Source organism: bacterium, from assembly GCA_035549195.1.
In the GTDB taxonomy this organism is placed as follows: Bacteria; Oederibacteriota; Muellerivitia; order Muellerivitales; family Muellerivitaceae; genus DASZRK01.
Genome location: DASZRK010000060.1, coordinates 65,492 through 78,548 on the forward strand (window position 1 = coordinate 65,492; position 13,057 = coordinate 78,548).

General features: G+C 60.6%; 13 protein-coding genes and 1 tRNA gene. 8 read left to right on the forward strand and 6 right to left on the reverse strand.

Annotated features, from left to right (window positions below; genetic code table 11):
• Positions 1-186: 186 nt before the first annotated feature.
• Positions 187-2,400 (forward strand): primosomal protein N', encoded by a 2,214-nt coding sequence (gene priA / locus VHE12_11015; protein ID HVZ81307.1) that lies wholly within the window; start codon positions 187-189, stop codon positions 2,398-2,400.
• Positions 2,401-2,814: 414 nt separating this feature from the next.
• Here the strand turns inward: priA and VHE12_11020 are convergent, their stop codons facing one another.
• On the reverse strand, positions 2,815-3,078 hold the full coding sequence (locus VHE12_11020) for a hypothetical protein (GenBank protein ID HVZ81308.1): 264 nt from the start codon (positions 3,076-3,078) through the stop codon (positions 2,815-2,817).
• Positions 3,079-3,154: 76 nt separating this feature from the next.
• Positions 3,155-3,991 carry a PDZ domain-containing protein gene (locus VHE12_11025; protein ID HVZ81309.1) on the reverse strand — a complete coding sequence of 279 codons (837 nt, stop codon included), beginning with the start codon at positions 3,989-3,991 and terminating at the stop codon, positions 3,155-3,157.
• A gap of 263 nt (positions 3,992-4,254) precedes the next feature.
• Between VHE12_11025 and VHE12_11030 the strand changes: the two genes are divergently transcribed.
• Entirely contained in the window at positions 4,255-5,208 is a 954-nt protein-coding gene (locus VHE12_11030) for an RluA family pseudouridine synthase (GenBank protein ID HVZ81310.1), read from the forward strand.
• A 309-nt stretch (positions 5,209-5,517) separates the two neighbouring features.
• On the opposite strand, the gene VHE12_11035 is transcribed toward VHE12_11030, so the two are convergent.
• Positions 5,518-5,739 carry a helix-turn-helix transcriptional regulator gene (locus VHE12_11035; GenBank protein ID HVZ81311.1) on the reverse strand — a complete coding sequence of 74 codons (222 nt, stop codon included), beginning with the start codon at positions 5,737-5,739 and terminating at the stop codon, positions 5,518-5,520.
• A gap of 12 nt (positions 5,740-5,751) precedes the next feature.
• Entirely contained in the window at positions 5,752-6,015 is a 264-nt protein-coding gene (locus tag VHE12_11040; protein HVZ81312.1) for a hypothetical protein, read from the reverse strand.
• 280 nt (positions 6,016-6,295) lie between these two features.
• Between VHE12_11040 and VHE12_11045 the strand changes: the two genes are divergently transcribed.
• The 5 genes from VHE12_11045 to VHE12_11065 all read left to right on the forward strand — a co-directional run bounded on the left by VHE12_11045 (position 6,296) and on the right by VHE12_11065 (position 9,586).
• Positions 6,296-6,496, forward strand: a complete 201-nt coding sequence (locus tag VHE12_11045; protein HVZ81313.1) for a cold shock domain-containing protein — start codon at positions 6,296-6,298, stop codon at positions 6,494-6,496.
• 138 nt (positions 6,497-6,634) lie between these two features.
• A tRNA-Leu gene (locus tag VHE12_11050) sits at positions 6,635-6,721 on the forward strand.
• A gap of 403 nt (positions 6,722-7,124) precedes the next feature.
• Entirely contained in the window at positions 7,125-7,958 is an 834-nt protein-coding gene (locus tag VHE12_11055; GenBank protein ID HVZ81314.1) for a porin family protein, read from the forward strand.
• Between the two features lie 60 nt (positions 7,959-8,018).
• The gene (locus VHE12_11060) at positions 8,019-8,735 is read left to right on the forward strand and encodes a hypothetical protein (GenBank protein ID HVZ81315.1); all 717 of its coding nucleotides are present in this window, start codon (positions 8,019-8,021) and stop codon (positions 8,733-8,735) included.
• A 5-nt stretch (positions 8,736-8,740) separates the two neighbouring features.
• The gene (locus tag VHE12_11065; GenBank protein HVZ81316.1) at positions 8,741-9,586 is read left to right on the forward strand and encodes a class I SAM-dependent methyltransferase; all 846 of its coding nucleotides are present in this window, start codon (positions 8,741-8,743) and stop codon (positions 9,584-9,586) included.
• A 14-nt stretch (positions 9,587-9,600) separates the two neighbouring features.
• Here VHE12_11065 and VHE12_11070 read toward each other — a convergent pair whose 3' ends face one another.
• The gene (locus VHE12_11070) at positions 9,601-9,972 is read right to left on the reverse strand and encodes a hypothetical protein (GenBank protein ID HVZ81317.1); all 372 of its coding nucleotides are present in this window, start codon (positions 9,970-9,972) and stop codon (positions 9,601-9,603) included.
• A 170-nt stretch (positions 9,973-10,142) separates the two neighbouring features.
• Positions 10,143-10,511, reverse strand: a complete 369-nt coding sequence (locus VHE12_11075; protein HVZ81318.1) for a hypothetical protein — start codon at positions 10,509-10,511, stop codon at positions 10,143-10,145.
• 671 nt (positions 10,512-11,182) lie between these two features.
• Here VHE12_11075 and VHE12_11080 point away from each other — a divergent pair.
• A complete protein-coding gene (locus tag VHE12_11080) occupies positions 11,183-13,054 on the forward strand; it encodes a hypothetical protein (GenBank protein HVZ81319.1) in 1,872 nt (623 codons plus the stop codon).
• Positions 13,055-13,057: the final 3 nt, after the last annotated feature.

A 13,057-nucleotide genomic window follows, 5' to 3' on the forward strand; every position in this document is an offset into this window, starting at 1 on the left:
GTGCTCTCTGTGGTTCAATTTGGCTTGGCGATCCCATGCATCTGTGGCCCATGGCCTTGTCTTTCTCGGTGTCCTCCGTGCTCTCCGTGGTTCGAACGGGTGTGGTTGCTCTTCGCGTTCTTCGCGTCTTCGCGGTAAAATCGCTCCTTTCCTTTTCCGCTCAATCCGTGGTTCCGAGGTTCTTCCTTGTCCGAGCTTTACGCCGAGGTCGCCTTTCCCATCGCCCTCAAGCAGGTCTTCACCTACCGCCTTCCTCCGCCCCTGGCCTCCCAGGCCGCCCCGGGGATGCGCTGCTTCGCCTCCTTCGGGCGCCGGCAGACCGTGGGCTTCATCACCCGCGTCACCTCGAAGGCCCCGGACGGCGTGAAGAACCTTAAAAGCATCGACTCGCTCCTCGATCCTGCGCCTGTCCTCACCCCCGACCTGCTGGAGCTGGGCGCCTGGATGGCCGACTACTACTATTGCTCCCTGGGCGAGACGCTCTTCACTTTCCTCCCGCCCGGCGGCCGCAAGAAGCCCAAGTCGGTGGTGGAGCTCACGCCCGAGGGGCTCGCCCAGGTGGCGAAGGTGGAGACCCTGCTGGGCGAAGCCGGGCCCTTAAGGGGCGTCAATTGGGAGCGCTTGCGGAAGGGCAAGGTGGCCCTCACGCCCCGCACCCAGGCGCTGGCCGAGTCCCTGAAAAGCGCGGGCCTGGGGGTCATCCGGGTGCTGGAAGGGGAAGGGAAGGAAGAGGCCGGCGAGAAGGTCCCCATGGGCCGGAGGACCGAGGCGCTCCGGCTCCATCCCCAACAGCAAAGGGCGCTGGCCGCCGTCACCCAGGCCATCGAGCTGGGCACCTTCCGCACCTTCCTGCTCCAGGGCGTGACGGGCTCCGGCAAGACCGAGGTCTACCTGCAGGCCATCGCCCGGGTGCGGGAGTTGGGCCAGCAGGCCATCGTGCTCATCCCCGAGATCGCCCTCACCCCGCAGACCGTGGAGCGCTTCACCGGCCGCTTCGGCGACCGGGTGGCCATCCTCCACAGCCGCCTGGACCCAAAGGAACGCAACCGCCAATGGGAACGCATCGCCGAAGGCGGGGCCGACGTGGTGGTGGGGGCCCGCTCCGCCCTCTTCGCCCCGGTCCGAAAGCTGGGCCTGGTGGTGGTGGATGAGGAACACGAGCAGTCCTATAAGCAGGAGGACGCGCCCCGCTACCACGCCCGGGACGCGGCCGTGAAAAGGGCCCAGATCGGCGGGGCCCTGGCCCTTTTGGGCAGCGCCACGCCCTCGCTGGAGTCCCTCAAGAACGCGCGGGAAGGGAAGTACGGCTACCTGGAGATGCCCGAGCGGGTCAACCAAAGGCCCCTCCCCCGGGTGAAGGTGCTGGACCTCCGGCAGGAATGGCAGGTGCGGGGCGACGACCGGCCCGTGCTCTCCATGGCGCTGGAGGAGGCCCTCCGGGACAACCTGGACCGGGGCGAGCAGGCCATCCTCTTCCTCAACCGCCGGGGCTTCAACACCGCCACCCTCTGCCTCAAGTGCGGCGAGCCGGTCCATTGCCCGAACTGCTCGGTGCCGGTGACGAGCCACCGGGGCCGCGGCGGCATCGAGCTTTGGTGCCATTACTGCGACTGGCGGGGCCCGGTGCCCAAGCAATGCGTGGCCTGCAAGGACGGCGTCATCAAGCAGGTGGGGCTGGGCACCGAGCGGCTGGAGGAGGAACTGAAGCAGAAATTCCCCAAGGCCCGGATCGAACGCATGGACCTGGACACCACCCAGGAGAAGGGGAGCCACGAGGCCATCCTGGGCCGCTTCCGCCGCCACGAGGTGGATGTGCTTTTGGGGACCCAGATGATCGCCAAGGGCCATGATTTTCCCGGCGTCACGCTGGTGGGCATCGTGGGGGCCGACACGGGCCTGTCCTTGCCCGATTTCCGGGCGCAGGAGCGGGTCTTCCAGCTGCTGGTACAGGTCTCGGGCCGGGCGGGCCGGGCCGAGAAGGAGGGCGTCATCTACCTGCAGACCTTCCAGCCGGAGAATCCCAGCATCCAGGCGGCCGCGCGCCACGACATGAACGGGTTCTGGGAGAAGGAATTGGATCTCCGCCAGGCCCTCGGCTATCCGCCCTATACCCGCCTGGGGCTGTTGGTCTACCGCTCGGAGGACGAGCGGAAGGCCCAGAAGGCGGCCGAGGAGGCGGTGGAGTTCCTCTCGCGCGACGCCCAAGGGTCGGGGGTGGAGGTGCGGGGCCCGGCGCCCTCGGGCATCTTCAAGGTGCGGGGGCATTACCGCTACCAGGTGCTCCTCAAGGCGGCGAGCGCCGCCAGGATCCGGGGCCTGTTGGCCCGCCTGGACGCGAAGCATCCCGTCCCCCCGAAGGTCTTCCGGGTGGTGGACATCGATCCCCAAAGCATGTTGTAACGGCGATCGAACCACGAAGGCTACGAAGAAAGACGGTTTGAACCACGGAGGGCACGGAGAGCACGGAGGGAAGCGGAGTTCAATAACGACGGACGCCATCGGGGGTCGTGGCGCGGTGACGGGGCAATGGGAAAATCTTGGTTTTCCCAGTTGCCCGATCCCGCGCCCCGGGGCCTTCGGCCCAGGCCCCATGGGCCTGCCCGATGGCGGTGGTCTTCATCTGCGTCAATATGCGTTGATTTGCGGCCAAGGGTTGGCCGGGATCTATCCCATGCATCCCATGCATCTGTGGCACATTGTCTTTCTCTGTGCCCTCTGCGCTCTCTGTGGTTCGGGATATCGCCTTTCACCGGGACGGAATATCCGTCCTTCGTGAACTTCGCGTCTTCGTGGGCCCGGTGGGGGCCAGGGGCCTCACCCCCAATAGGGGAACAGGTGGATGAAGACCTTGACCGCCGACCAAAGGGCCAGCGCCACGAAAAAGGCCGCGAAGAACCCCTGGTTGAAGGCCCTTCGTTTCTCCTTCAGGATCCGCTCGGCCATGACCTGCGAGGAGAGGTTCTCCCGGAGGCCCTGCAGGTCCTTCTCCAAGTGCCGCCGGGTCAGCTTGCCCAGCGCGTATCGTTGGGAGAGGGTCTGCATCTCCAACAGGATGTCCTCATAGGGCGATTCGGTCATAGGGTCCTCCTTGGGATCGACGGCCAGGTCCATACCCTCTTTGGACGCACGGCCCCCGCGGAAGGACCGCGCCCGGTCAGGGCCGGGGCGTGGGGACCGCCGGGGGAGGCGGTAATTGGCCCAGGGTGAAGGTCGCCGTGACCTCCGCCTCGTCCCGAGTGAAGTCCAACGAGACCCTTTGTCCCTGGTGGCGATAGACCACGTCGAACAGCTGTTCGGGACTGGTCAAGGTCTCTCCGGCCAGCGAGGTCAGCAGGTCCCCCTCTTTCATATGGACGGAATCGGCGGGGGAACCTTGGATGACCACCCGGACCCTCAAACCCGCCGGGTCGCCGGGCTTGGGGCGCTTGACCAGGAGCCCCAGGGGCGAGGGCGCGGACTTCGCCCAAAAGGTGGCGGCATATTCATAGAAGTCGACGTCCTCGGGCACCGTCACCACTTGGGTGTTCCCCGGGATGGTCACGCTCTTGTAGACCGTACGCACCTGGCCCCGGCGGTTCACGAAGGTCTTGGAGGTGTCGATCGTCTGGTCGGGAGTGGAAACCACCTGCAGGGTGTCCACGGTCCGGGTCCCGGCATATTTGTTGTTCATGAGCACCACCCAGGCGCCCACGGTCTGGGCCTGCTGGCGGGCGGCGTTGGCATCCTCCACGGCGTTCATGAGCGGCGTCTGGAACTTGGACCTTCCCAGGAGGATGTAACCTTGTTGCAGGAGGGCGTGGCCGTCCTGTTTCATGTCCTGGGAGTAGCGGAGTTCCGGGTCGGACGTCGGTTTCAATAGGCGCAGGTAGAGGGAATCGGGCTTCCCGGCGGTCTTGTCCTGGTAATACTGGCTGTAGTAATTCGCGCAACCGACGAGGAGCAGTGGGCCGAGGAAGGCGAAGAGGCGGGCGATCGGTCGTGGGAGGTTCATGGGGGTTGTTCCTTTTCAGGGCGTTTTGTCCGGCGGGAACAGTTTAACCCGGCTCCCCTTCGTTGTCTTTCGCGGTGCTTTCCGTGGTTCGATCGGGTTTGGCTATCCCATGGATCCCATGCATCCGTGGCACATCGTCTTGTCTTTCTCTGTGCTCTCTGTGGTTCGATCGGGTTTGGTTATCCCATGGATCCCATGCATCTGTGGCAAATGGCCTTGTCTTTCCCGGTGCCCTCGGTGCCCTCTGTGGTTAACATGTCGTCATGAAGTTGGAACCTAAAACGAAAAAACCCATCACCCTGGTCTCCCGCATCGACAAGCGTAGTTCCGAGACCCTGCTGGATTTCCTCTGCCGCCGGTTCCCCTACCACTCGCCCGACGAATGGACCGAACGCATCCGGGAAGGGAAGATCACGGTCAACGGGCTGGCGCCCTCCGAGGGACAGCCTTTAAGGGCGGGGGACGAGGTGGCCTATACCACCCAGGCCTGGGAGGAGCCGGAGGTCGCCCGGGACTACCGCATCGTCCATGAGGAGGAGGGCTTCCTGGTGGTCGCCAAGCCCGCGCCGCTGCCCGTGCACGCCATCGGCGCCTATTTCGAGAACACCCTGACCCATCTTTTGCGCTCCGACCGGCCCGAGGCGGAGAACTGGGACCTGGTCCACCGGCTGGACTCGGAGACCAGCGGCCTCATCGTCCTGGCCAAGGACAAGAAGACCCTCAAGAAGCTCCAGACCGACTGGAACGAAAGGACCCAAAAGACCTACCGCGCCATCGTGTTCGGGGAATTCCCGGAAGGGTCCATGCGGGTCGACAGGCCCATCGGGCCCTTGAAGGGGAGCCGCATCCGCATGAAGCTGGGCGTGGACCAGGAGAAGGCCAAGCCTTCCATCACCGACTTCACCCGGTGGGAGGTCAAAAAGGGTTTTTCGTTATTGGAAGTGAAGCCGGTCACGGGACGCACCCATCAGATCCGGGTGCACCTGGAGAGCCTGGGCTACCCCCTGGTGGGGGACAAGCTCTATTCGGGGGATGAGGAGACCTTCTTGCGGTTCATGGACGAGGGCTGGACGGACTGGCTCCAAGGCAAGGTGCTCCTGCCCCGCCAGGCCTTGCACGCCTTCCGCATCGAGTTCGACCATCCAGCGACGGGGAAGCGGCTGAGCTTTGAGGACCCCTTACCCGCGGACCTGAGGAAATTCTGGGAAGGGCTTTGAACCAGGAAGGCTGACGGTTCGAACCACGGAGGGCACGGAGAGCACGGAGGGAAGCGGAGTTCGATAACGACGGACGCCATCGGGGGCGGGGTGAGGTTCGCGGGTGCCGGAAAAACGAAGATTTTTCCGCAGCCGTGATACCCACCCCCCGGGTCTTCGGCCCAGGCCCCATGGGCCTGCCCGATGGCGGTGCTTTTCATCTGCGTCCATTTGCGTCGATCTGCGGCCAAGGGTTGGCCGGGGTCGATCAGGCTTGTCTTTCTCGGTGTCCTCTGTGCTCTCTGTGGTTCAGAACATCCGGACCGGGCGTCAGTTCACCGGTTCGCGGAACAGGTCGCCCACCGGACAGCCCAACGCGATGGCGAATTTATAGGCCCGCACCAGGGTGACGTCCGAATGGCCGCTCTCGATGGCCTGGATATAGTTGAATTCATAATGGGTCCGGTCGGCCAGGACCCTTTGGGTGATGCCTTTGCGGATCCGGATGTCCCGGATGTTCCTTCCGACCTGGGTCGTGGCTCTTTCATCCATGGCCGGGGATCCTCAAGCCTGGGCCGGGTTGACGCGCGGGACCTTGATCTTCTTGTTCTTCAGGCGGGCCCGGCGCACCAGGTCGGGTTGGGCCTGGTCCGGGGCCAGGACCAGGGGGTTCTCGTCCCGGAAATATTTCTTGGCGGTCTTCTCCTTGACCTCCCGGAAAAAAATGAAGGCGAAGCGGCGGTCGGTCTGAACGATGATGCCCAAGCCCCATTCGGGCCGGACGGGCAATTGAACGATCTTTCCCAGGTCCTTCTCTTTGATCTCCATGTGGCCCTTTCTTGCGTTGGATAGGTGAGCTGTCCAGCATACTCTTTCGCGGGGCCCGCCGAGGTTTATCTTGGGGAAATCGCCCGATCGGGGCCTTCGGACCGTCCCGGGACGCCCCGGGGGTCGTGAAACACCGTCTTTTGGGAACAATCGTCCCGATCGCCTCCGATTGATCACCTATTTCCCCGTGTTCCTGTAGGATGGGGCCCTCTTGCCGGGGTCCTCACGACCTGGGAAGAGGATTCAAAATTTATAGAAAACAGTCGAGGTTCAAAGAAAAATGGCTCAAGGTACCGTGAAGTGGTTCAAGAACGAAAAAGGTTTCGGTTTCATCTCCCAGGACGGTGGCGATGACGTTTTCGTTCATCACTCGTCCATCCAAGGCGAAGGTTACAAGTCCCTGAACGAAGGGGATCGCGTTGAATTCAACGTGACTTCCGGAGAAAAGGGCCTGAAGGCCGAGAACGTCGTTAAGATCTAACGGCCGATCGGAAGCACCAAGCCCCGTGGCGCACGCGCTGCGGGGCTTTTTTTATGGGCGAATGCCGGGATGGCTCGGCTTGACATGGGGAGTTGATTGGCTAAAATTACCCTCCGCTTCGCTTCTCCTGAAGTTCCGGCCCGAGTGGCGAAATTGGCAGACGCAATAGACTCAAAATCTATCGACCTCCGGGTCATGTCGGTTCAAGTCCGACCTCGGGCACCACTTTTCTCTATCAATTAAAAAGGCCATGAACCGACTGGTTCTATGGCCTTTTTTATTACTGGAAAAGTGGTTGCACTCAGCCGGAGGCTGATGTGCACCAGGGTGCATCGGAAATTGGGTATGCACTTGAGCGAAGCTCAATGTGCACCAGGGTTGCATCGGAAATTTGGTATGTCCCAGGCCGAAGGCCTGGGGCACCAATTTTTCCTTTGGGTGAAGTGGTAGTGCTTGGCCGTCAGGCCAAGCGCACCAGCAATTCACATCAAATTAAGAGTGAGTGATTGTCCTAGGTCGAAGACCTGGAACAACCAATTCGGCCTGTCCTTCGAACGCTGACCTGGGCCCTGGGGCGGAACGCGATTTTCGTCCCCGTCGCCCGGGACTTTCCTTAGAATGGGGGCCTATGAAACGCGTCCTTATCGCTTCTTTCTTTTCGGCCATCCTTTTCGCGGTCCAGGCCCCCCTCTTCGCCCAATCCACGGTGGATGTGGTCACTTTCAAGAACGGCGCCGTGATCCAGGGCCAGGTCCTGGAGCAATGGCCGGGCGTTTCCCTCAAGGTCCGCATGGACAACGGGACCGTCCAGGTCTACCGCATGAGCGATGTCTCCAAGATCACCAAACTCGACCGGCCTCCCCAGAACCTGACGCCTCCCCCGGAGGCGCCGGGACTTCCCTCCGCTTCCGCGCCCGCCGCGTCCCCGGCGGACCAGGGCCCTTCCCGCGGGGGACAGGTGGGGTTCGGTCTGTTGGCCGGCGTGGACATGGCCAACGAACTTTATTACGGTTCGTCCTTGGACAACCGGGTGGGTTTCATCGGCGGTTGTTTCGTGGATTTCGGGCTCTCGAACCGCATCTCCATCCAACCGGAGGTCCTGTTCGCGATGAAGGGCGGCAATTCCGGCCCCTATTATTCCGACCAGATCAATTACGTGGAAATGCCCATCCTTTTCAAGCTGAGTTTCCCGAGCGACAAGGACCTGAGGTTCGACCTGTTCAGCGGTCCTTATTTGGCGGTCCTGGCATCGGGCTTCTCTGGCTACGATGGAATAGTTTATGGGGATTCCTCCAGCTTCACCCAAGCGGACGCGGGGTGGGTGTTCGGGGGCGGGTTGGAGATCGACCGGTTCCTGTTGGACCTGCGTTACGAGATCGGTTTCGTGCCGAACGACCAGCAGGAGTACGGCCCCGTCAATACCTCGATGGCCTTGATGGCCGGCTATCGGTTGTTCAATTGAGGGCTCAAGCCCGGATGGTTGGGTGGCCGAAGGCCGCCCGGTCCTGAAGAAAGGTTAAGAATGAAACGGTCCCTTTTCGCGGCGATCCTCCTCATCCTCGGGTTCCAATCCCTGACCCCCTGCCGGGCCCAATCCTCGGAGGACGTGGTCTATTTCAAGAACGGCGCGGTGCTCCACGGACAGATCCTGGAGGAGGACCCGGCCTTGTGGCTGAAGATCCGGACCCCGGATGGGGCCGTCCGTGCCTATTCCATCAACGACGTGGAGAAGGTCCTGAAGTCCGAACTGCCCGGCCTGGGCCCGGCCGACGCGCCCGGTCCCGCCCCCTCGGCCAACGGCCCGGTGGTGAACCATGACCCGACGACGGCCTTCCTCTTCTCTTTCCTGGTGCCGGGCCTGGGCTGTTACCTCAACGGCGGGGACGACACCAAGATCGGTCTTCTCTGCGACGGCCTCTACGTGGGCGGGATCGTCCTCATGCTGACGGCGGGCACTTCCACCACCCAGGAGGACCTGGGCTACGGCCAGACGATCGACACCGTGAACACGACCCCTTTCCTCTGGGTCGGGTGCGGCGTGGCCCTGGGCGGCTGGATCCTGGGCATGATCGACGCGCCGGCCTACGCGGCCAATCACCAGCCCCATCCCAACCGTTATGGGGACCTTTTGAACCTCCAAGGGCCCGGTTATGAAGTGGGCCTGGGCCTTTCCCCGGTGGCGACCTTGGATGGCGCCGCGCTTTCCGTTCCGTCCCCCTCGCTGGCCTTCCGCTTTTAAATCCCGTGGCTGACCGACCCGACACGACCGCTTTGCGGGTCGCCCTTTGGCGTTACCTGCACCTCTTGGTGGACGCCAAGCCCCCCGTCCTGGAGGACGAGGTCGGCTACCGGCTGGCCGCGCCGCCGGAAGGGTGGCGGGACCGCCCCGACATGAACCCCCAATGGACGGCCGGATACCGGGCCGCCATCGTGGGCCGGGCCCGCTTCGTGGAGGACCTGGTGCTGGAGCGGGCGGGGAAGGGCCCCGCCCAATACGTGATCCTGGGGGCGGGGCTGGACAGCTTCGTCCAACGCCATCCGGAGATGGCCTCCCGCTTGAAGGTCTATGAGATCGACCAACCGGGCACCCAGGCCTGGAAACGCGGGCGGTTGATGGAACTGGGATATGGGGTCCCCGAATGGCTCAAGCTGGTCCCGGTCGACTTCGAGAAGAACGGGTCCTGGCCCGACGCGTTGAAAGAGGCGGGGTTCGACGCCGCCCGGCCCACGGTCATCGCCTCCACCGGGGTCTCCATGTACCTGACGAAGGAAGCCGTCGCCGCCACCCTGCGGCAGGCCGCCCGGTTGGCGCCCGGCTCCACCTTGGCCATGACCTTCCTGCTCACGATGGACCTCATCCCCGAGGCCGAACGGGCCCAGCACCAGATGGTCTACGACCGGGCCAGGCAGGCGGGCACGCCTTTCCTCAGCTTCTTTACGCCCCAAGAGATGATGGACCTGGCCCGCGCCTGCGGCTTTTCGGAAGCCCGGCATGTCTCCCGGGACGAGCTGGTCCGCCGCTACTTCGCGGGGAGGACCGATGGGTTCCTCCCGGGGCATGGGGAAGAGTTCCTGGTGGCGACGGCCTGAAAGGGCGGCCCGCCTTATTCGAAGGACCTTTCCTCTTCCTGCACCTCGAAGCGCTGCAGGTCCGAAAGCTGGTCCCAGTGGGCCCGCAGGTAGGAAACCCCGTCATGAAGGGCCGCCCGGTAGCCCCGCAGTTTGCCCTCGTCCTCGGCCAGCTTGTTCTCGGCGCTGATGCGGCCGGAGGCGCCGAAGGCGGTGGTCCCGATCTGTTGCTTCGCCTTCTCCAGGTCCTTGCGGACCGCTTGGGCCTTGTCCTTCAGCATCATCTGCCGCTGGAAATGCCGGTCGAGGCTCGACCGGGGCGTCAAGGTCGCGCCCTTCAGGATGGCGGGGACGAACAACGTCCCGATCGTCAAAGTGATCGCCAGTAGAACCTTTAGATAGTTCATTGTTCCCTCCTTAACAACAAGTGGTGGGTGGTTCCTTACTTTTAATTTGGGACCCCTTCTTGGGGTTTTTCAATGGAGGGACCGCGGATCGTTCCTCCCCGGTCGGGGAAAAAATTTTCCCTTGGGGGTTTCGCGCTTTCACGCCCTTTCGGGCGCCGGTCCCTGGGCCTTTATTCGAGGGACCTTTCCTCTTCCCGGACCTCGGAGCGCTGGGATTCGGAAAGCAGGTCCCAATGGGCCGTCAGGTAGGTGAGCCCCTCGTGGAGCGCCGCGCGGTCGCTCCGCAGTTTGTTGCGGTCGTCCGACAGCTGGCTCATCAGTCCGTCCCGGTCCGATCCCATGAGGATCGTGGCCCCCAGCTTCCCTTCCAGGTCGGCGATATCCATCTTGATCCGCCGGGCGTCGTCCTTCAGGACCATCTGCTGTTGGAAGTGACGGTCCACCTCCGCTTTGGTGTCGGGTTGTCCCTGGAGGAGCGCCGGGAGGAATAACATTCCCGCCGTCCCCGCTATGATCGAAAGAACCTTGGCGTGTTTCATGGTGCCCTCCCTTTCAGTGGTGGGTGGTTCCACCTTTTACTTTGGGTCCCTCTTCGGGGCATTTTCAATGGAGGGCCGGCGGATCGTCGGGCAACGTTTCGAGGGAAAAATTTACCCTTGGAGGTTTCTCGCTTTCACGCGCTTTCGGCCGCCGGTTCCGTAGGGGATCACTGATCCGGGTCATGGTTTTTTCGCGGGGAAGTCCTAGACTGAAAAGTGGAAGGGTTCCTTGATAGGGCGCCGTGAAGGCGCCAGCGGATTTGATCCGACGTGGTAAGAAAAAGGTTCCCTTCGATGGCGCCCCGGGAGGAAGTCCCCCCGGGGCTTTTTTATGGGGGCGGAAGCTCTTCCGGGTCTTCATCCCGTGGGTCCAGGTCCATCCCTGTTCCAAGTCCTCGTCGGCCGAACCGCCCGATGGCGATATTGGGCCCATTTCGCTCATCCCGTCCGGGGATCTTGTCCCAAGGTTTTTCCAAAGCCCTTCTCTCCTGAATTGTGGCGTTCGACCTTCTTGAAGTTTCCCCTTGGATTGCTTGAGCGCAAAACCGGACAGGAATTGGTCGGAAAAAAGATTTTACAAAGATTGGTTTGCCGTCCTCGTTAGCGGGGACCTAGAGTTCTACCAGTATTTAGATCGATCGATATTCAAGGAGGCTTCTATGAGGTTCCGAATGACTTTGATCATTTCATTGAGTCTTCTTTTTCCAGTTAACAAGGCAATATCCGATTCGCTTTCGCCGCCGGGGGTCGATCAGGTTTTGGCCGCCTTCGCTTCCGTTGTGAAAGACCGGGCGAATGATGTCGCCCTCGACATCATCCGTCAACAGTTCGTGAGGACCCTGAACGGAAGAGCGGTCACTATTTGTGGGGCGAAAGGCAAACAAAACGCTGTCGTTATTTATCTTGGGAAAATATCGGAAACGGCCGAAAAACCAAAGAACAATAACGCCGTGGACACGCCAACGCCGAACGTTTTCTTTGAGCGCACCTTCAAACTACTTGAACAAAACAATCTGCGGTTGACGGATCCTGTTCTTCTCAAGGCGGTCAATCAAGACATGGTCGAATTTGTATTTCGGATCTCCGTTAGCTCGATGCCGGTGGAAGATTTTGAAAAGATGGGGATGCGTGACTTGGCGAGCTTTTCTTACAAAATGGTGGACGTGATGGCGAGCTCAAATCCAGATGTTCATCGATTGGGCGAACCGATGATCGAAACGGCCAACGGGATCTTGAAACGATTTTCCGAAGGATTTTCGTCCGACATTTCGAGGCGTTCGTCAACACAAGTCGTTGTGACGGATGCTGACATGCTGGAATTGGCCTCAGCGGGTGCTGTTGCTGCCGTATCGAAGAATTCCTCGATGCCGGCAACTGCATGCGCATATTTTTACAAATCCTATAAAAGCACTGACGCGGACGCGAGCAAGGAATTGTCGGACTTTTTGAACCTGGTCGGGAGCTATTTACTTGCGGATGCGACGGACTCACAAGCGACCGACAAGTGGATAAACGGATTATTGGAACAATTTTCGGCGATCTTGAATAAGCCGGTCGCATCAGATTTCAAGAGTCGAGAAATCCTTGTCAAAGTTTTGGATGCATTGGAAAAAGATCAATCGTGGCAGGGGTCGTCCGTCTATGTCCGGAACACTCTTAGTGAGGGCTTTGGGCGAGTCGTGAAAACATTGCTGATCAGGACCTACATCATTAAAAAGTCCTCCCAAGTGGAATCGAACATATTGGGTGAATTCCAACGGGTCACGAGCACGTTGAAATATCTCACGTCGGTTGGAAAAACGAGTCCTGAAGTTACGGGAGAGAGCATCTCCTCGGGAATCAATGTTTTCGCTGATCTATTGACGGGCATGTCAAAAGATGTCCTTGTTGACGGGGATGACCTGCCGTCCGACGAAAGAAGGATGGGAAATGTACGGGATGTTTTTGGAAAGATCTCTGCAATATTAAATATGGTTTCGAGCCGGGATTGGACGTCCCTTTTCACATTTATTTATGACCAACCAAACCTGGTCAATAAAGACCATATCGATGGGCGCCTTATCTCTTTTGCGAGAGTCCTGATGCAAATGTACCAAGCGCCATCCTTGGATGAAGCGAAGAAAATACTTTCCGCAAATCTTGAGGATATTGCCTCCCGACGCGAACGATTTAAAGAAACGACAGTTGACGTCACGGCCTTGGCGGGCGTTTGTGGAGGTTATGAAAAAAGGTTTTTGGAAAGGGATGAACAGGCCGTATTCGGTCTCTATGCGCCGTTGGGAATTCAAGTTGGCTTCGATGATTTTGGGCTCATGATTTATCCGGTCGATATCGGAACCTATTTGACCACTTCGGATAGTTCGGACAATCCCTCGGTGAATGATGCCGTTAAGATCGGATTGGCTGGTTATCACCGGGAAAAGGACATTCCCGTCGATATTGGTGCTGGGATCGATTATAAGCCTGAGTTCAATGGCGCCTCGGATGAGGTGAGAGTATTCGCTTTCACAAGTCTTGAACTACCGCTTTTTATGTTGAAGTAAAAA